This window comes from Halorubrum ezzemoulense, assembly GCF_004126515.1.
In the GTDB taxonomy this organism is placed as follows: domain Archaea; phylum Halobacteriota; class Halobacteria; order Halobacteriales; family Haloferacaceae; genus Halorubrum; species Halorubrum ezzemoulense.
Genome location: NZ_CP034940.1, coordinates 1863159 through 1880863, shown reverse-complemented (window position 1 = coordinate 1880863; position 17705 = coordinate 1863159). Strand labels below are relative to the sequence as shown.

19 protein-coding genes are annotated in these 17705 nt (G+C 61.3%); 7 read left to right on the top strand and 12 right to left on the bottom strand.

What is annotated here, in order from left to right:
- Positions 1-65: 65 nt before the first annotated feature.
- Complete coding sequence (locus EO776_RS09365; protein WP_094519716.1) at positions 66-1448, bottom strand: DEAD/DEAH box helicase family protein; 1383 nt, start codon at positions 1446-1448, stop codon at positions 66-68.
- 49 nt (positions 1449-1497) lie between these two features.
- On the opposite strand from EO776_RS09365, the gene EO776_RS09360 reads away from it, so the two are divergent.
- Complete coding sequence (locus EO776_RS09360) at positions 1498-2460, top strand: alpha/beta hydrolase (RefSeq protein WP_094519717.1); 963 nt, start codon at positions 1498-1500, stop codon at positions 2458-2460.
- A gap of 106 nt (positions 2461-2566) precedes the next feature.
- Positions 2567-3022 carry a cupin domain-containing protein gene (locus EO776_RS09355; protein WP_094495392.1) on the top strand — a complete coding sequence of 152 codons (456 nt, stop codon included), beginning with the start codon at positions 2567-2569 and terminating at the stop codon, positions 3020-3022.
- 57 nt (positions 3023-3079) lie between these two features.
- On the opposite strand, the gene EO776_RS09350 is transcribed toward EO776_RS09355, so the two are convergent.
- Positions 3080-3529 (bottom strand): universal stress protein, encoded by a 450-nt coding sequence (locus EO776_RS09350; RefSeq protein ID WP_086216017.1) that lies wholly within the window; start codon positions 3527-3529, stop codon positions 3080-3082.
- An 81-nt stretch (positions 3530-3610) separates the two neighbouring features.
- On the opposite strand from EO776_RS09350, the gene EO776_RS09345 reads away from it, so the two are divergent.
- Positions 3611-5209 (top strand): amidohydrolase, encoded by a 1599-nt coding sequence (locus EO776_RS09345; RefSeq protein ID WP_094519718.1) that lies wholly within the window; start codon positions 3611-3613, stop codon positions 5207-5209.
- 97 nt (positions 5210-5306) lie between these two features.
- Positions 5307-5558 carry a hypothetical protein gene (locus EO776_RS09340; protein WP_049932517.1) on the top strand — a complete coding sequence of 84 codons (252 nt, stop codon included), beginning with the start codon at positions 5307-5309 and terminating at the stop codon, positions 5556-5558.
- An 18-nt stretch (positions 5559-5576) separates the two neighbouring features.
- On the opposite strand, the gene speB is transcribed toward EO776_RS09340, so the two are convergent.
- The 5 genes from speB to EO776_RS09320 all read right to left on the bottom strand — a co-directional run bounded on the left by speB (position 5577) and on the right by EO776_RS09320 (position 8647).
- Positions 5577-6407 (bottom strand): agmatinase, encoded by an 831-nt coding sequence (gene speB / locus EO776_RS09335; RefSeq protein ID WP_094519719.1) that lies wholly within the window; start codon positions 6405-6407, stop codon positions 5577-5579.
- A gap of 6 nt (positions 6408-6413) precedes the next feature.
- A complete protein-coding gene (locus tag EO776_RS09330) occupies positions 6414-6791 on the bottom strand; it encodes a translation initiation factor IF-5A (RefSeq protein WP_049932521.1) in 378 nt (125 codons plus the stop codon).
- Between the two features lie 48 nt (positions 6792-6839).
- Positions 6840-7007, bottom strand: a complete 168-nt coding sequence (locus EO776_RS18960; RefSeq protein ID WP_158228657.1) for a hypothetical protein — start codon at positions 7005-7007, stop codon at positions 6840-6842.
- A 186-nt stretch (positions 7008-7193) separates the two neighbouring features.
- Positions 7194-7478 (bottom strand): hypothetical protein, encoded by a 285-nt coding sequence (locus tag EO776_RS09325; RefSeq protein ID WP_049932525.1) that lies wholly within the window; start codon positions 7476-7478, stop codon positions 7194-7196.
- Positions 7478-8647, bottom strand: coding sequence for an aminotransferase class I/II-fold pyridoxal phosphate-dependent enzyme (locus EO776_RS09320; RefSeq protein ID WP_094519721.1), 1170 nt, complete (start codon positions 8645-8647; stop codon positions 7478-7480). The genes EO776_RS09325 and EO776_RS09320 overlap by 1 nt, the downstream gene beginning before the upstream one ends.
- A 138-nt stretch (positions 8648-8785) precedes the next feature.
- Here EO776_RS09320 and EO776_RS09315 point away from each other — a divergent pair, with 138 nt between their 5' ends.
- Both EO776_RS09315 and EO776_RS09310 read left to right on the top strand, forming a co-directional pair.
- The gene (locus EO776_RS09315; RefSeq protein WP_094495396.1) at positions 8786-9805 is read left to right on the top strand and encodes an AI-2E family transporter; all 1020 of its coding nucleotides are present in this window, start codon (positions 8786-8788) and stop codon (positions 9803-9805) included.
- A gap of 87 nt (positions 9806-9892) precedes the next feature.
- A complete protein-coding gene (locus EO776_RS09310) occupies positions 9893-11527 on the top strand; it encodes a succinic semialdehyde dehydrogenase (RefSeq protein WP_086219765.1) in 1635 nt (544 codons plus the stop codon).
- A gap of 50 nt (positions 11528-11577) precedes the next feature.
- Here the strand turns inward: EO776_RS09310 and EO776_RS09305 are convergent, their stop codons facing one another.
- Positions 11578-12108 carry an FAD-dependent oxidoreductase gene (locus tag EO776_RS09305; RefSeq protein ID WP_394346130.1) on the bottom strand — a complete coding sequence of 177 codons (531 nt, stop codon included), beginning with the start codon at positions 12106-12108 and terminating at the stop codon, positions 11578-11580.
- On the opposite strand from EO776_RS09305, the gene EO776_RS09300 reads away from it, so the two are divergent.
- Positions 12100-13356, top strand: a complete 1257-nt coding sequence (locus tag EO776_RS09300) for a tyrosine-type recombinase/integrase (protein ID WP_129452399.1) — start codon at positions 12100-12102, stop codon at positions 13354-13356. The two genes, EO776_RS09305 and EO776_RS09300, sit on opposite strands and share 9 nt — an antisense overlap.
- Here the strand turns inward: EO776_RS09300 and EO776_RS09295 are convergent.
- From EO776_RS09295 to EO776_RS09280, 4 genes are all read right to left on the bottom strand, one after another.
- Positions 13350-13556, bottom strand: coding sequence for a hypothetical protein (locus EO776_RS09295; RefSeq protein ID WP_129452398.1), 207 nt, complete (start codon positions 13554-13556; stop codon positions 13350-13352). The genes EO776_RS09300 and EO776_RS09295 overlap by 7 nt on opposite strands.
- A 699-nt stretch (positions 13557-14255) precedes the next feature.
- On the bottom strand, positions 14256-15122 hold the full coding sequence (locus EO776_RS09290) for a DUF4352 domain-containing protein (RefSeq protein ID WP_186279029.1): 867 nt from the start codon (positions 15120-15122) through the stop codon (positions 14256-14258).
- A gap of 237 nt (positions 15123-15359) precedes the next feature.
- Positions 15360-15542: a hypothetical protein gene (locus EO776_RS09285; protein ID WP_129452397.1), complete on the bottom strand. Its 183-nt coding sequence runs from the start codon at positions 15540-15542 to the stop codon at positions 15360-15362.
- Between the two features lie 116 nt (positions 15543-15658).
- Positions 15659-17209, bottom strand: a complete 1551-nt coding sequence (locus EO776_RS09280; protein ID WP_129452396.1) for a hypothetical protein — start codon at positions 17207-17209, stop codon at positions 15659-15661.
- Positions 17210-17705: the final 496 nt, after the last annotated feature.

The following is a 17705-nucleotide window of genomic DNA, read 5'->3' as shown; positions in this document are numbered from 1 at the left end:
TCATTTACAAGCGATCGTCGTAGCCGCTCACAGGCATTTAATCATCGTATCTCGACCGTTCCGGCTCATCGCCGCCGGCTCGCCACCCGCTCCTCGGCGGTCTCGGCGCTGACGAGCTCGTACAGCGTCGCGCGGCCGCCGTCCTCCTTCGGGCGGAGCACGCGGCCGAGCCGCTGGGTGAACTCCCGCTCGCTGCCCGACCCGGAGAGCAGGACCGCCACGTTGGCGTCCGGCACGTCGACCCCCTCGTCGAGGACGTTCGCGGCGACGACCCGGCCGTAGGTGCCGTCGCGGAAGCGCTCCAAGATTTCGCGGCGCTCCTTCGCGCCCGTCTCGGCCGTGATCGCGGGCAGCAGGAAGCGCTCGGAGAGGCGGTAGACGAGGTCGGTGTGGGCCGTGAACACGATCACGCGGTCGTCGCGGTGGCGGTCGAGGATCTCCGCGAGCCGCTCGACCTTGCGGTCGGCGTTCATCATGACCTCGCGGGCGTCCTGCTTCGCGAGGAGCGCCTCGCGGGCCGCCGGGTCGTTTCCCGAGCGCTTGACCAGCTCCTGGTAGTCGCTCCCGCTCGAAAACGTGATCCCCGCGTCGCGGACGTACTCGACGAAGGTGCCCTGTTTCTCGTCGTAGCGCTCGCGCTCCGCCTCGGTGAGCTCCACCTCGATCCGCCGGATGTCGTAGGGGGCGAGGTGGTCGCCCGCGAGGTCGTCGACGTCGAGCGCGTAGACGCGGTCGCCGACCAGCTCCGCGACCGCCTCGTGGGCGCCGTCCGGGCGCTCGAAGGTGGCCGTGAGCCCGAGTCGCGCGGGCGCGGCGAGGAGGCGCGCGGCGTCCCGGTACCCCTCGCCGCCGAGGTGGTGGACCTCGTCGAAGACGACGAACTCGAAGGCGTCGCCGACGCCGTCCGCCTTCAGGTACGCGGAGTCGTACGTCGACACCGTGATCGCCTCCCGACGCTGCTCGCCGCCGCCGAACCGGCCGATCGGGGCGTCGAACTCGCGCTCCAACTCTCGTTGCCACTGGTCGAGCAGGTCGACCGTGGGGACGACCACGAGCGTCGGAACGCCGAGTTCGACCATCGCGCGGATCGCGATCACGGTCTTGCCGGCCCCGGTCGGCAGCTCGAGGACGCCGCGGTTGCCGGCGTCGCGCCACGCGTCCAACGCCTCGCGCTGGTACTCGCGGAGGTCGTAGTCGGTGGCGAGCGCGTCCGGGAGCCCGGCCTCGCTCGCGGCGCGCACGCTCGCGTCGAGGACCCGGTCGTCGACTGCGACGCCGGCCACCCGGAGCGCCCGCCGGAGTTCGGCGTAGCGGTGGGCGGGCGCCCGGCCGGTCCCGGTTCGGGGGTCCGTCTCGACCCCGGGCAGCGGCGGCAGCGCGTCGGGCGCGAGGTCGCCGTCCGCGTCGACCCGGATCGTGCCGTCCTCGTAGGTCAACCGGACGTCCATCGTCCCGAGTTCCCGTCCGACTTACAAAGGCCCACCGCCTCGGTCCGCCATGCGCGCGGACGAACTCGACCCCGACCTCGCCGCGGCGATCGCCGAGATCGAGTCGCTGGGCCTGCCCGCGTGGAGCCATCTCTCGGTCGATGCCGCCCGCCGCCTCGAAGACGACCTGTTCTCGGGACCGCCCGAACCGCCGGTGGCCGACGTCCGCGACCTCGCGTTCGACGGCCCGCACGGCGAGGTGCCGGTCCGGGTGTACCGCCCGGCGGGGGCGCCCGACCCGATGGGCGCAGGGGGCGACCCGCCGGCCCGCGCCCTCGTCCACTTCCACGGCGGCGGCTGGACGCTTGGGACGCTCGATTCGGTCGACGGGATCTGCCGCGAGCTCGCGGTCCGCGCCGACGCGGTCGTCGTCTCCGTCGACTACCGGCTCGCGCCAGAGCACCCGTTCCCCGTCGCGGTCGACGAGGCGACCGCGGCGCTGGAGTGGGTCACCGAGACGGCGGACGCGCTGGGCGTCGATCCCGACCGGACCGGCGTCTCGGGCACCAGCGCCGGCGGCGCGCTCGCGGTCGCGGCGTCGCTCCGCGCGCGGGACGTCAGAGACGCGCCGACGCCCGCCGGGCAGTTCCTGCTGTACCCGATCGCCGGCCGCGACTTCCAGACGGACTCGTACCGGGAGAACGCGGACGGCCCGCTGCTCACGCGCGAGGACATGCGGTGGTTCTACGAGCAGTACCTGCGGAGCCCGATCGACGCCGCGAACCCGTACGCGGTCCCGCTGGAGGCGGCGGACTTGGGGGACCTCGCGCCCGCGACGGTCGTCACCGCCGGGTTCGACCCCCTGCGCGACGACGGCGTCGCGCTCGCGGACCGGTTCGAGCGCGAGGGAACGCCGGTCGAGCACCGTCACTACCCGGCGATGGCGCACGGGTTCTGTAGCCTCGCGGACAGGGTGGCCACCGCGGAGACCGCCCTGTCCGCGGTCGCGAGCGACGCGCGATCCCGGCTGTGATCGGTCGCCCGAAGCGTCGTCCGCCGACGGGTCCCGTCGGACGGCGGCGAGCGGAAACCGCGGCGCGAGGTCAAAGCATAACTCTCGCGAGGCCGTGTCCGTGAGTATGGAACGAGTCTCTATCGACGAGGTCGAGCCGAGCGCCCTCGGAAGCGACGTGGACCGCCGGGGGCTGTCGGAGCCGCTCGGGGCGACCGACGTGGCGCTCAACCGCTACCGCCTCGATCCTGGGGAGCGGTTCTCCGGCGGGCTTCACGCTCACATGGACCAGGAAGAGATCTTCGTCGTCGTCGAGGGGGAGGCGACGTTCGAGACGATGGACGGGGACGTGAGCGTCGGCGCGGGCGAGGCGGTCCGGTTCGCGCCCGGCGAGTTCCAGTCGGGCAAGAACGACGGCGACGAGCCGGTCGTCGCGTTCGCACTGGGCGCGCCCCGCGACAGCGAGGACGTGCGGATCCCGCAGGAGTGTCCGGAGTGCGGACACGAGAACATGCGGGCCGTTCCGAGCGACGACGGGTTCGATCTCCGGTGTCCGGAGTGCGGCGCCGAACTGGAGGGCTGACGCCGTCGAGGCGAGCGCGGGAGACGGGAGAAAACGGAGTCGGAGCGGCGTCGGGACTCAGGCGTCGACGGTCGTCTTCACGATGCTCACGGGCGCGGTCGACTGCCGGGAGACGCGCTCAGTGACGGAGCCGAGCATCCGGCGGTAGTCGCCGGAGCGCGTCTTCGACCCCATCACCGTGAGGTCGACGTCCTCCTCGTCGGCGTAGCGGAGGATCTCCTCGTGCGGGACGCCGTAGCGGAGGGCGGTGACCGCCTCCACGTCGGCGTCGCGGGCGAGCGAGGCCACCGCGTCAAGCGACTCGCGGCCGGTCTCTTCGAGCGTCTCCTCGGCGCCCTCGGCGCCGTCGACGAACTCGTCGCCGGAGTAGGCGTTCACCACGCCGCTGTCGACGACGTAGAGGACGTGGAGCGTCGCATCGTAGCGGTCGGCGGCGTCGATCGCGTGGTCGATCGCGCGGTCGACGCCGACGCTGCCGTCGGTCGGGAGGAGCACGTTGTCGTACATACGCGGCGGTTCGTCGAGCGACCGAATAAATCGGTCGCCGTTTCCCGAACGGTTAACACGCTGTGTGCCCCCCGGAGTTCCATGACCGAGGCCGCGGACCGGATCTTCGTGAACGGGGAGGTACACACGCTCGCGGACCCGGATTCGGGCGGCGACGCGGTCTGCGAGGCCGTCGCCGTGCGCGACGGCGAGATCGTCCGGACCGGGCGGACGCACGACGTGGAACTGCTCGCCGGCGTCGACACGGACGTGGTCGACCTCGACGGGCGCGTCATCCTCCCCGGGTTCGTCGACGCGCACACCCACCTGACCACCGTTGGCCGCTACCTCCTCCACGCCGACCTCTCGGCGGCCGACTCCCCGGACGGGGCCGTCGACCTGCTGGCCGAGCGCGCGGCGGAAGTGGAACGCGAAGCGAGCGAGGTGGAGGACCCCGAAAGCGACGACTGGGTCCTCGGCTACGGTTACGACGAGTCGACGTGGGACGACTCGCGCTACCTGACCCGCGCGGACCTCGACCGCGTCTCGACCGAGCGCCCGGTGGCGGCGTTCCGCGAGGACATGCACGTCGCGGCGGTCAACGGCGTCGCGCTCGGCCGCTTCGCCGACGCGCTCGCCGACGCTCCCGACGAGACGGTGCCCACGGACGACGACGGCGATCCGACCGGCGTCCTGCTCGAAGCCGCCATCGACCCGATCTACCGAGCGGTCGAGCCCGGCCCGGCCGAGACGCGCGCGGTCGTCGAGGCCGCGCTCGACGGCTGCGCCGCCCGCGGTATCACGGGCTTCCACGACATGGTCCGCGACTCGCACGCGCCCCGGGTCTACCGCGACCTCGACGAGTCCGGGTCGCTCACCGCCCGCGTCCGGATCAACTACTGGAGCGACCACCTCGACGCGGTCCGGGAGGTCGGCCTCGCGACGAACGCCGGGAGCGATATGGTACGGACCGGAGCGATCAAGTCGTACACGGACGGGAGCTTCGGCGGCCGGACCGCGCGCCTCTCCGAGCCGTACGCGGACGCGCCAGACGAGACCGGGCAGTGGGTCGTCGATCCCGACGAGCTGGACGAGGCCGTCGCAACCGCGACCGAGGCGGGCCTCCAGTTCACCGCCCACGCGATCGGAGACGAGGCCGTCGACGCCGTCTTGGACGCATACGAGCACGCCTCCCGGACCGACGCCGGGGAAGCCCGTCACCGCGTCGAACACGCCGAACTGGCCGACGACGACGCGATCGAGTGGCTCGCGGAGACCGGCGTCGTCGCGAGCGTCCAGCCGAACTTCCTGAAGTGGGCGCAACCCGGCGGTCTCTACGAGGAGCGACTGGGATCCGAGCGCACCGCCGAGACGAACCGCTACCGGGACATGCTCGACGCGGGGGTCCGGCTCGCGTTCGGCTCGGACGGGATGCCGATGGACCCGCTGTTCGGGGTTCACCATGCGGTCAACGCGCCGGCCGAATCTCAGCGCCTCACCGTCACCGAGGCGCTGCGGGCGTACACCCGCGGCGCCGCGTACGCCGGCTTCGACGAGGACCGGCTCGGGACGATCGAGGTGGGGAAGCGGGCCGACCTCGTCGCGCTCGACGCGTCGCCGTGGGAGTGCGACGACGCGATCGACGATATCGACGTGGCGCTGACCGTCGTCGACGGCGACATCGTGTTCGACGGTCGGTGAATCGGCGGCCGAGGCGCGACCCTGCCGGGACGCCGAGAAAGCCGCAATCGCTGCCAGAAAACAGCAGTTATTAATCATGTAGTTCTAATCTGGGAGCATGACAGAGATAGCCGTCGAGTACGCCGCGGGAAACCGTCTCCGCTCCGAGGCCGAGACCGCCCGACGACTCATCGACGCGTACCTCGGTGACCGGCCCGACGTCGACCGCGTCACCCTCTCGCCCTCCGGCGAGTCCGTCTTCTGCGTCAGCGTCGAGGGCGACCGCATCTGGTGTACCGACACCCGCGAGTGGATCGACTCGATGGAGGCGGTGACCGCCGCGCGGCGCCGCCTCTCCGAACTGTCGTAACTCGCCTCGAAAACCCGGTTACTCGGTCGTTGCGGCCGCGTGCGAGTACGCGAACTCCCGCAGGAGCTTCGCGGCCAGCGCCGCCGCCTGCCCGTCGTCCCGGTCGTTCACCTCGACCGCGTCGAACCCGTCGGCGCGCGGCGCGACCGCGCGGACGAGGTCACGGACGGTCCGCGGCGCTACCCCGAACGGTTCCATCGTCCCCGTACCGGGAGCGTAAGCGGGGTCGAGCCCGTCGATGTCGACGGAGCAGTAGACCGTCTCCCCGGCGAACGCGTCGCCGTCGAGACCGTCGACCCACTCGCGGGCGTCCTCCGGCGCGACGACCTCCACGTCGGCGTCGGCCGCCCGTTCCCACTCGGCCTCGGACCCGGTCCGCGCGCCGACGATAACGGTGCGGTCGACGCCGAGGTCGTCGAGACACCGGCGCGTGACGCAGGCGTGGTTCAGCGGGTTCCCGTCGTATGCGTCCCGGAGGTCGAGGTGCGCGTCGCAGATGACGAGCGCGTCGGGGTCGACGGCCTCGACCCCCGCGTGCGTGACCGTGTGTTCGCCGCCGACGAGGAGCGGGACCGACTCGTCGTAGACGACGCTCCGCAGTTCGGCGGCGAGGTGGTCGAGGTACGCCGGCACGTCGTCCCACGGGCGCACGTCGCCCGCGTCGTGGACGCCAAGCGCGGAGAAGCGACTGTCGGTGCGGCGGTCGTAGTCGTCGTACGTCTCGGCGAATCGCCGGACTCGGTCCGGCCCGAACCGGGTGCCCGGCTGAAACGTGGTCGTGGCGTCGAGCGGAGCGCCGACGACCACGTAGGAAGCAGCTTCGCGGTCGGTCGTCGCCCCGGGGAACATCGCCGATTACCCGATGATCTTCCGTTGGCCCTCGTAGTCGAGGTACTCGATGTTGTCGTCCGAGGAGAAGTCCTCGCCCTCGGGGATGCGCATCGTGAACGTGTCGTAGGTGTCTAAGTCCATCACCTGAACCTCGTCGCCGCTGACGTTGACGACCTGTCCCTGCTTGCGCTGAATGATCGGGACCCACACCTTCGCGTCGACGGGCTGCGAGAGCGAGCGCTTCTTGTCGTCGAAGACGCCCTTCCCTTCGACGCGGGCCTTCGCGCTGCCGTGTTTACCGGGTTTGGCGGTGCTGTAGTGGTTGATCTTACAGGGCGCGTCGTCCATCATCACGTAGCTGCCCTCCTGGAGTTCGCGAACCTGCTTCTGCTCTCGCGGCATGTCCGCCAATTTCCCCGGCGCGGGTATAAACGGTTTGGAATGCCGCCGCTACCCGGCCCGAGACGGCGTCCAACCGCCCCGACGGCCCGCGGCGTGGTCGTGTACGTCCTCCGCTCGTCGGACGACCGAGTCGATCGCGTCGCCGACGCCCTCTCCGGCAACGCCGGCGCGCCGATACGCGATGACGCCGACGTTCCGGCGGCCGCGTGCCTCCACGAGATCGCGACGCACGCAGACGGCGACCTCGGCGTTCCCCCGGTCGACTGGGGCGACGCGGTGACTCCGCGAGCGGCGGCGGGTCCTCCGGGGTGGCGGGCACCGCCGCGGCGACGTAGCGACCATGACGGCGGCGACGTGGCAGCCGCGACGACCGCGGCGACCGAACTCGTCCCGAAAGCGAGCCTACGGGTCGAGCTCGTCCACGTACTCCTCCGGCTCCTCGTCGTCGTCGACGTTCCCGTCCGGCGGGACGAGTTGGCCCGTGTACAGGTAGCTGACGACGAACATGACGATGAAGCCGACGCCGACGGCCGCGGTCGTCCGCACGACGAACGGGATGTCGTTATAATAGAAGTACCGGTCCGAGACCGCCATGGAGACGAACGCCACCAACAAGATCTTCTGCTCGTCGGTGGGGTTGCGGACGAAGCCGACTACGTCGTTTTTGAGGTCGCCGAACACGCCCATCAGGCGTCACCCCCGTTCGTCGCGGCCGAGTCGACCGTCGGCGCGTGCTCCTCGATCACGCCGCTCACCCGATCGAGGCCCTCTGTCAACTCCTCGGTCGGGAGTCCGAACCCGATCCGGAATCGGTCCGGGAAGCCGAACAGATGCCCCGGTGCGAGGACGACGCTCGCCTCCTCGACGACCGTCCGGCAGAACGCCTCCGCGTCCGCGAAGCCGTCGGGGACCGTCACGAACGCGTTGACCCCGACCGGGTCGAGCCAGTCGAGGCCGTGGTCGTCGACCCACGCCGCGACCGTCTCGCGGTGGGCGGCGGCCAGTTCGCGGTTCTCTGTCAGGATCTCCTCCTCGGATCGCCCCAGCACCTGCTTAGCGACGTGCTGGCCGAACAGGCTCGGCGAGATGGTCGTGTAGTCCTTCCAGCGCCACGCGCGCTCGACGACCGGCTCGGGACCGGCGATCCAGCCGAACCGGAGGCCAGCGAGCCCGTACGCCTTCGTGAGGCTGGTCGTGGAGATGCCGTGCGCGCCGTAGCTCGCGACCGGCGGCTGCGGGTCCTCCGCGAGCAGGCGGTACACCTCGTCGCAGAGCAGGTATGCGTCGCGCTCGACCGCGACGTCGTACACCGCCCGCATCGCGGCCTCGTCGTGGTACTGCCCGGTCGGGTTGTTCGGGTTGTTCACGACGATCACGGCCGTGTCGTCGCGGGCCGCGTCGGCGACGGCCCCCGGGTCTAACTCCCACTCGGGCGGCTCCAGTTCGACGCGGGTCACGTCGCCGAACGCGTCCGGGACGGCGTGGAGCGCCTGGTACGTCGGCGTGACGACGACCGCGTGCGTGCCGGAGCCGACGCCCGACGCGTCGGGGTCCGAGGCGCCGCCCGCCCCGTCGACGGGGGCGTCGTCGCCGAGCAGCGAGAGGAACGTCAGGAAGTTCGCCTCCTGGGTGCCGCAGGTGAACAGCACCTCGTCGGCGGATCGGTCGTAGCGGTCGCCGACGGACGCCCGGAACTCCGGGTCGCCGTTCGTCGGGATGACGTAGCCGAGCTCCCCCGGATCGAGGTCGAACCGGCTCGCGTCGAGCGACCGGATGCCGCTTTCGGCCAGCATGATGTCGGCCTCGTGTTCGTACTCCGCGAACCAGCGTTCGAGGCCGAACGGGTCGATGCGCATACCCCTCTTCGGGCGGGCGCGAGGTTAGGTGCTGTGGTTGGCGACGTCGTCGCGGACCGCTCCCGCGGCCGCCCGCGAATCGGAGGCACTGCGGGCCGCCATCGCAACGCATTTCGCCGGGGGTTGCGACACGACGGCATGGTTCTCAACCGGCAGCGGCTGTTGGGCGTGCTGTTCGTCGCCATGGCGACGCTCACGGCGGTCGCGCTGGCGGAGGTGCTGCGGACCGTCGTGTTCGCGGTCACCGTCGCGTACGTCCTGTATCCGCTCCGGCAGCGCCTCGTCGGCCGCGGCCTCTCGCGTCGGATCGCGTGCGTGGTCTCGACCGGCGTCGCGTTCGTCGGCGCGACCCTCCTCGTGGCGCCGCTGCTGTACACGCTGTACCGGCGGCGGTCGGAGCTGATAGCCCTCCTCGAAGGGGTCCCCGACCTCGTCCCGATCACCGTCGGCGGGTTCCAGACGGTGGTCGAGATCGCGCCGTACGTCGCGGCCGCGGAGACGTGGATCCGCGGGGTCGCGATCGCGGTCGCGGGCGCGGCGCCGGTCCTCGTCTTGGAGGTCGTCGTGTTCACCTTCCTCGTGTACGGCATCCTCTACCGGCCGCGTGCGGTCGAGGCGGCCGTCTTCGGCGTCGTCCCGCCCGAGTACCACGACATCCCCACACGGCTCCACGAGCGGACGCGGCAGACCCTCTACTCGATATACGTCCTCCAGGCCGCGACCGCCGCCGCGACGTTCGTTCTCGCGGTCGCGGTGTTCCGGACGCTGGGCTACGGCTCTCCCGTCCTGCTCGCGGTCATCGCCGGCGTCCTCCAGTTCATTCCCGTCGTCGGTCCGAGCATCCTCATCGTCGCGCTCGGCGCCCTGGACTTCCTCGTCGGCGCGACCGGGCGGGCGGCCGCCGTGCTGGTACTCGGGCTCGTCGTCGTCGCCTTCGTGCCGGACGCGGTGATCCGCACTCGGCTCGCCGGCTGGACCGGGAAGATATCGCCCGGTCTCTACTTCGTCGGATTCGTCGGCGGCATCCTCACCCTCGGGGCCGTCGGCGTCATCGTCGGTCCCCTCGCCGTGTCGCTGCTGCTCGAAGCGATCGACATGCTCTCCGAGCACGTCGACCCGACGGACTCGGTCGGTGGCGACGCGGGCTCGACGCAGTGACCGGCGACGCGGGCCCGACGCAGTGACCGCCGACGCAGGGCACCACCGGCACGGCTTTCCATGGCCCGACCCTCTGTCCGACACCTGATGTCCTCGACGGATCCCCCAACCGCGGTCGGCGCCGCGCCGACCCTCACGGCGCGGCGTCTCGACGGACTCGCCGATCGCGTCTTCAGCTCGCCGGACGGAAGCGGCGACGACGGCGACGGCGCGATCGACGTCTCCGCCCCGGCGACTGACGAGCGGATCGGGCGCGTGCCGGCCTGCGACGCCGACGACGTGTCCGCCGCGGTCGAACGCGCCCGCGACGCGCAGACGGCGTGGGCCGAGGTGTCGGCGACCGAGCGCGCCCGTATCGTCGACCGGTTCGGCGACCTCGTCGCGGACCGCCGCGAGGAGCTGCTCGACGTGCTCCAGCTGGAGACCGGGAAGTCTCGGCGCACCGCGGTCGAGGAGCTGTTCGACGTGCCGACCGGCTGCTCGTACGTCGCGAGCGAGGCTCCGGGCGCGCTCGCCGAGGAGCGTCGCCGCGGGGTCGCGCCCGGCGTCGCGACCGCGACGGTCACCCGCGAACCGGTCGGCGTCGTCGGCGTCATCTCGCCGTGGAACTACCCGCTGACGCTGTCGATGGCCGACGCGATCCCCGCGCTCGCCGCGGGCAACGCGGTCGTGCTCAAGCCGGACGAGAAGACGCCGTACGGGGCGCTGCTCCTCGCGGAGCTGCTGGAAGTCGCCGGGCTCCCCGACGGCCTCTTTCAGGTCGTCACCGGCGAGGGGCCTCAGGTCGGGCCGCCGCTGATCGACGCGGTCGACTACGTCGCGTTCACCGGTAGCACCGCGACCGGCCGGACCATCGCGGAGCGCGCGGGCCGGAACCTGATCGGCTGTTCGCTGGAGCTCGGCGGCAACAACCCGCTCGTCGTGCTCGGGGACGCCGACGTCGACGAGGCCGCCCGCGGCGCGGTCCAGGCCTGCTTCTCGAACGCCGGGCAGCTCTGTCTCTCCGCGGAGCGGATCTACGTCGTCGAGTCCGCCTGCGACGAGTTCCTCGACGCGTTCGTCCGCGAGACGGAGGCGCTCACGCTCGGGACGGGGTACGACTACGACGCCGACCTCGGCTCGCTCGTCGACGCCGACCAGTTGGCCCGCGTCGAGTCGCACGTCGAGGACGCCCGCGAGCGCGGGGCGACGGTCGAGACCGGGGGCCGAGCGCGGACGGATGTCGCGCCGTACTGCTACGAGCCGACCGTCCTCACCGGGGTCGAGCCGGACGCCGCGGTCGCCTGCGAGGAGACGTTCGGTCCGGTCGCCGCGGTGACGGCGGTTCCGGACGCGGACGCGGCGGTCGCCGCCGCGAACGACTCCCCGTACGGCCTCAACGCGAGCGTCTGGACCGGGGACCGCGAGCGAGGCGCCGAACTCGCCCGCGAGATCGACTGCGGGACCGTGAACGTCAACGACGCGTTCCTCGCGACCTGGGGCGCGGTCGACGCACCGATGGGCGGGTTCGGCGACTCCGGCCTCGGTCGCCGACACGGGCCCGAGGGGATCCGACGGTACACGGAGACGCGGACCGTCGGCGTCTCGCGGGTCGGCCCGCTGACGTTCCCAGACCGGATCCCGACCGACTGGTTCGTCCGGGGCGCGTTCGCCGCGACCCGGCTCGGTCGACGGATGCGTCGCGGCGTCGACGAGGTCCGTCGTCGCCTGTCGCGCCGCTGACTGACCATGCGGAATCGACGGCGCGCGACCGACGACGGCGAAAAGCGGGGTTACTCCGCGTCGTCGATCAGGTCGCCGAACACCGACGCCGCGGTGTCTGGCACGTCGAAGTCGTGGTAGTGCTCGCCCTTCTCGTTCGAGAGGATGTTGAGCGCGGCGGCGGCGCCGTCGCCGGCGGAGATGACCGCCTGCCACTCCTCGGCACGGGCCATTGCGCCGGTCGCGTAGGCGCCCTCGACGCTGGTCTCCATCGACACGCCGACGCTGACGGTGTCGTCGTCGTCGAACTCGCAGCCGAGCGCCTCCGCGAGGTCGCGGTTCGCGCCCGTCGCGAGGACGACGTAGTCGGCCTCGTACTCGCCGTCCTCGGTCGTCACGGTGAACCCGCCGCCTCCGTCCTCGACGCCGGTGACCTCCTCGCCCTGGCGGCGGTCGACGCCGAAGTCGTCGGCCTGCTGGCGCGCGGTCGCCATGAACTCGCTGCCGCCGACCGAGCCCACGCCGAGATAGTTGAACAGGTGCGCCTTTGATACTCCCGAACATTGAATAAGTTGAACCACGGTTCTTATGCTATGGGTAATGACCCACAAGCAGAGTATGATCGAACCGTTCGGAGAATCAAAGAAGCTTCAAACCTATCCGAAGCAGAAAGAAGTAATCTCTTAGAGTATCTGAAAGCCAAGAACCCGGATAAAATCAGTATCACGGATCATGAGAATGGTACACTCAAGAAGCAGTCTCTGGCTACCTATGGGGACCATATCAGGATTTGTGCCAAGAGATTAGATACTGATTTGATGGATTGTACCACAAAAGACATTAATGAGTTTATGGATACCCAACTTGAGAACCTATCTAAATCAACCGTTCAATTATATCAATGCGCCTTAGTTAGTTTTTACAGATACCATTCGGTTGAACCGGTCGAACCTGATAAGATAGTGATTCTCAAAGACGAACCGACTCAAGTTGATGAAAACGATATTTTCACTAAAGAGGATATTCAGAAAATGCGCGACGTTATCCCGAACGATAGGGACCGTGCGATCTTCGAATTACTGCTTAACACCGGACAAAGAATCAGAGCGTTACAATCGCTTAGGGTGAAAGATGTAAAGCCTCAAGAGGGAGTATTCTACCTTAACTCCGAAGCAGAGGGATTGAAAGGGGCCGACAAACAAAGCCGAAAGCGTCCGCTCTTAGGCGCTAGAAAAGCCTCTTTAGACTGGTTACAAAAACACCCTACTAGGGACGAACCCGACTCTGCTTTCATTACTCATTTGCCAGCGTATGAAGAGAGATACGGTGATTCTTTCGGAGAATCATTATCGGGAGCGCATATCAATAGGAGACTCAAATCAATTGGTGACAAAGCAGGCATCAATAAACCAACCAACGCACATAATTTTAGACATACGTTCGTTACTATCGCTAAAAGAGATTATGGCTTAGATGATTCTACTATTAAATTTATTATCGGGTATTCTAAAGACAGTTCTGTTATGGAATCGACTTACTCTCACTTAACGGCGGACGATCACATTTCCAAGGCAGAGGTAGGGGCGGGTATCAAGGAAAAAGAAGAAGCAGAGACTCTTACTCCCGATATTTGCCCTACCTGTTACAAAAACTTAGATCCGGGAGACAAAGCCTGTAGTTCATGTGGGGAGATATTCGCCCCGGACGCTAAGGCTGCTAAGGACAAGATCGATGACGACGTATATGAAGATAAAGGAGAGGCTGAAAATGAAGAAGAAAGCGCACTAGACCAATTTAAGAGTTTGATTGAAGAGAACCCAGAGCTTCTTGAAGAGCTAACGGATCAATAGGCAAAGATACTACCTTCTTCTTGTGTCTCTGCCGGTTCAGTAAGACTCTCTGCCGGTTCTTGTGTGTTGGTAGTGGTTTTGGTCGTATCAATATCAAACGACTCACAGAGCTTACTAGCATACTTTGCTGAACGTAGCTCCGAATTTGCTAATGTCCGAAGAGCCTCAATATCCTCTTGAGTTAGATCGTCTTTATCCATGTCTATTTCCGGCTTGTAGCATGGCTAATAAAGGACTTGTGTGTGAAGCGTTACCAAAGGGTTGTTTTCACGAGCGGCAGAGCCTGAAGCTCTGTAGAAATCACCCTTCTACAATGAGAAAACCACCCTTCAAAGTGGTAGGTGTATATCCCCCACCTACAGGGTTATGAAGAGGGGAAGTTCTATCTTTATCGCCCGAGTGTTCGGACGAAAGGACATTGTGGTGCCCCGTTTAAATACAGAGACTACAGACTTAAGTATTTGTCTATTTATCTTTGCTATTTTTGGTCATTTGTCTATTTCTAACCCCCTCATTTCGTTTTGAGATTCTGATATGTCTGAAAATTGGGATTTAATTAAAAACCCATATTAGACCCTAGGGGATATGGCCGATTTCCGTCGCTTAAGAGAATTTAACCCCCCTATGGTATTCAAACCCCTGAAAATGGCTAATACAGAGAATCTTACCCCTCTTTTTACAGATTATTATCTATTAATATTGACTAATAATAACAATAACAGATGTTTGAATCCCCCTATACTGTCGATCTACAATTCAAACTAAGAAAATGGCAGATAGAAAGCAAAATAGAAAACAGTAAGAAGAGGCTTTGAGAGTATGGAAATCAGTAACCTAGTACATAACAACCCCCCAATGTACTAGGAGGCTCACGTCGGGCGATTTGAGAAGTATTTGTATTATTCTTCTAGTTGTTCTAACTCTAATTCTACGTAGTGTTCATCAGCATTTGAGAAAGGCCCAGTTGGTTCTACCTTGAATTGAATCTCAGATGCCCCTTCTGGTACTTGGAATACAACAGCTCCCTCTGTAGTAATTCCGGGTTGTAGTTGCTCAAAAGAAACACCCTCTACTTGGATTCTAGGATCACTCTCTACCCAGAGAGTTTGTTCAGAACTAGCGTCAAATGTCCTATCTTGTGAGTCAACCATTGTAAAGTGATTAGTTGTAATATCCACCGACTCATCACCGACGTTTTCCATTGAGAGTGTAAGTATTATGTATTGTCCATCCGCTTCTTGCCTTTCTATTGGACCACTAATATAACTTGTAGAATAAGCGTCTTGAACATTATATTCAATCGACTGTCCCTCATCGCCAACAGTAAATGATTCTCCCATTTGGTGAGTTCTCACATTATTATCCCCACTAGTTCCGTCTGAAGTACCACTAGTTCCGTCTGAAGTACCACTAGTTCCGTCTGAAGTACCACTAGTTCCGTCTGAAGTACCACTAGTTCCGGGATCTCCCATATCACCACTTCCACCTGCTCCTATGACAACACCGCCAGCAATTACTAAAATAAAAACAAGTCCGACTGTTGCCCATCGGTTGATTGATACTCCTTGTGATTTTTTCAGTTTTGATCTGACAATTGGTAAAGCGATTACCCCTGATAGTAAAATCAATACACCTGCAACTACATTTGTTATTAATGAACCTAATCCCGACAGAATCAACAAGACACCAATTGGATATGCTATTATTTTGCCTAGGGTGATGTTTATTCCACTACTTTCGTCGCTATCGGAGGGATTGTCTCCCATATCTTTACCTCATCAAGTAGTGTTTAAAAGTGTTGGGAAGAAATGATATTCTATTCTATACAACTATCTGATAAAGAAGAGCTAATCCTGTAGCCAAGAATCCAAATGAAAGACCCATAGGCACCAGAGAATTACGATAATCTCTGTCGGTGAAAAACACACTATGGTATAACGTCGCTCCAAAGAGTATCAGAGCGATACCGATACCGAAACCAATAGCAGATAATGCTGATACAATCATAGATAACCCTCTTCTTCAAGGAATTTGCCAAGTGCTACTTCAATCAGCATTTTTTCATTGTAATTTTTATCATAAGTGTATTGTTCAAAAGATTCTATTAATTCCTCGTCAGAAATCGCACATCTGATTAGTTTTAAATCGTTACTCCCGCCGTCGTTGTTATTTACAGTTACAGCCATATATTACTCTTAGTTATTAAAGTTGGTTTAATTATTATACGGAACGAAAAAGTTGCTTAATAGTCTATAAGAAGATGTTTCGTTTGCTATAATATTCTTAGTCATTTTTATTACTCTTAGTTATTAGTAGTGTAGATCGGAGAGTCGGCAAATGTATGTTTCTCAATTTTTCCTTTATTCTCAAGCTTATTTACGATTATTTGGATATTTCTTTTACTCATATCCGTATTATCTTCTATTTCTTTGGTGTTTGCTCCTACATTACCACAACTAGAGAGATATTCAATCACATTTCTCTCACTACTGGATTGAGTATCCAATTCCTCCCGATCCACCGGAACCCAATTCGGTAAACCAGAGGTATTCACATACACCGTAGTTGGTTTCTTGTTTCGTCCGAACCTGAAAACATCCTGTAGGGTCAAATTCCTGTAAAGAGGGAAGACATTGAAATTCTCATTTCCGAATTGATATTCAGTTTCGTCCCCAGAGCGATCTACTGATACCGACTTATTGAGGTATGAACCCCATTTGAAAACATACTCATCACCGTAATTCCTCATACCCGTGACAAATCCAAGTTGCTTATTTTCAAATTGATTAGAAGATAACATCGTTCCAAAGTGGAGATAATTTCCATTTTCATCTTTGTGAATATTGGCATACTCTTCTATTTCCTCATCGTATTCCTGTATGGCTTTTTTCGACGTGATAACCCCCGGTTTCTCTCCCTCCTTTTGCTGAATAGAATATGCTAGGGAGGTATCTTGATTGACTGCTATATTATTGGAGTTTTGATAATACCTTTTGTAATCTGTTACCTGAATAATCTCCAAGTTCAGGATGTCCGTGATATATCGCTCCTTTTGCTCTTCGGAAAGAACCTGTATATGCTCAAGCTCTAAGCCTGTAGCACAATCCCACATTTCCGGGATGGGGGTTCCGTCTAATCCGATAAATCCATTAGCAGAATCAAAGTCGGGAGGATTGAGTAAATACATACTCTCACGATCCTCATCAAAGACGACTTTCGCATTATCCCCGATATGGGTTTCAACACCTACAAGATCGGCAAATTGAGTATCAGTCTTTTCCCAACCGTCGTTTACCTCAATTCCTCTTAGCAGAGCATAGGTAAGCAAAGGCGCATGGACGTGATACTCTTCAGGGTTCAGAGCCGTTTCGGTATCCCGATATACGTCGTATTCTTGGAACCAATTAACGACTTTAGCAGTCTCTTTTTGGGTAGCTTCCCTAATTTCAGTAAACGAATTGAGGGGGAAAGAATCAACACTATATATAAACCTGTTTACTAATTCTCTCGGCTTATGATATTCAATCTCATACTCATTTTCGCTAAACTCATCTTTTACTGCTATTCTATTTTTCAGATAATTGGGATTATATGCGTGTTTTGGATTACCGATTAATACGTCAATATCGGATAAATCCTGATTAAGAGACTGTATGTAAGGACATGAGCCGTTACAGGGAAGCTCAAGCCTATCATGTAACTCCTTTGCTGATATTCCCCTATTGTATAGTTCTTTCAAGCCGTGTTTGTCGTTCTGAAAGGAGGGACATTCATCATGAGGGACCGGGATTTTATGATACGATAAACTAAACTCCTTACACTTCTTAACAGAATCCTTCTTGAGCCGATTCAATGAAGTGAGATACAAGATCGGTGTATCAGTCTCCTTTGCTTGTTCAAACGTCGAATGGCTCTTACCTGTGATCGGGAGAGATTCAATTAACACGTTCTTTTGATTCTCATACGATTCTGCCATTTGATTAGCTAAGTTGCCTCTAATCGCCGCCAAATCAATACATTTATTATCTTTGGGATGTAAATTAACCATGTAGAAGAAAACACCATCTTCACTTCGGTTGTGTTGGTACCACAACCGGATTCTTACAAAACTTCGCTAGAAGCTTCGACCGAATTTCAACATTCGTTTAGAGCTTGTATACATTATTTTGTATCTTAAAGTTAATAAATCTTATTAAAGACGATAATACAATATTGTATAGGTATTAACTTTATTGTACAAATGTGTACATTAATGGATATAATCCAAGTCGATGTTTAACTCCAAGTTATTAAGATTCAGGATTAAATCTACAGTTTTATCCGAATTGTTTACAGAATATGCGACTATT

Excerpts from the sequence above, each read along its gene's own strand:
- EO776_RS09350 (WP_086216017.1), bottom strand. The coding sequence starts at position 3,529 with ATGTACGACAACGTGCTCCTCCCGACCGACGGCAGCGTCGGCGTCGAC.
- EO776_RS09360 (WP_094519717.1), top strand. The coding sequence starts at position 1,498 with ATGCGCGCGGACGAACTCGACCCCGACCTCGCCGCGGCGATCGCCGAG.
- EO776_RS09300 (WP_129452399.1), top strand. The coding sequence starts at position 12,100 with ATGGGTAATGACCCACAAGCAGAGTATGATCGAACCGTTCGGAGAATC.
- EO776_RS09320 (WP_094519721.1), bottom strand. The coding sequence starts at position 8,647 with ATGCGCATCGACCCGTTCGGCCTCGAACGCTGGTTCGCGGAGTACGAA.
- speB (WP_094519719.1), bottom strand. The coding sequence starts at position 6,407 with ATGTTCCCCGGGGCGACGACCGACCGCGAAGCTGCTTCCTACGTGGTC.
- EO776_RS09330 (WP_049932521.1), bottom strand. The coding sequence starts at position 6,791 with ATGCCGCGAGAGCAGAAGCAGGTTCGCGAACTCCAGGAGGGCAGCTAC.
- EO776_RS09345 (WP_094519718.1), top strand. The coding sequence starts at position 3,611 with ATGACCGAGGCCGCGGACCGGATCTTCGTGAACGGGGAGGTACACACG.
- EO776_RS09290 (WP_186279029.1), bottom strand. The coding sequence starts at position 15,122 with ATGGGAGACAATCCCTCCGATAGCGACGAAAGTAGTGGAATAAACATC.
- EO776_RS09295 (WP_129452398.1), bottom strand. The coding sequence starts at position 13,556 with ATGGATAAAGACGATCTAACTCAAGAGGATATTGAGGCTCTTCGGACA.
- EO776_RS09325 (WP_049932525.1), bottom strand. The coding sequence starts at position 7,478 with ATGGGCGTGTTCGGCGACCTCAAAAACGACGTAGTCGGCTTCGTCCGC.
- EO776_RS09315 (WP_094495396.1), top strand. The coding sequence starts at position 8,786 with ATGGTTCTCAACCGGCAGCGGCTGTTGGGCGTGCTGTTCGTCGCCATG.
- EO776_RS09340 (WP_049932517.1), top strand. The coding sequence starts at position 5,307 with ATGACAGAGATAGCCGTCGAGTACGCCGCGGGAAACCGTCTCCGCTCC.
- EO776_RS09355 (WP_094495392.1), top strand. The coding sequence starts at position 2,567 with ATGGAACGAGTCTCTATCGACGAGGTCGAGCCGAGCGCCCTCGGAAGC.
- EO776_RS09310 (WP_086219765.1), top strand. The coding sequence starts at position 9,893 with ATGTCCTCGACGGATCCCCCAACCGCGGTCGGCGCCGCGCCGACCCTC.
- EO776_RS09285 (WP_129452397.1), bottom strand. The coding sequence starts at position 15,542 with ATGGCTGTAACTGTAAATAACAACGACGGCGGGAGTAACGATTTAAAA.
- EO776_RS09365 (WP_094519716.1), bottom strand. The coding sequence starts at position 1,448 with ATGGACGTCCGGTTGACCTACGAGGACGGCACGATCCGGGTCGACGCG.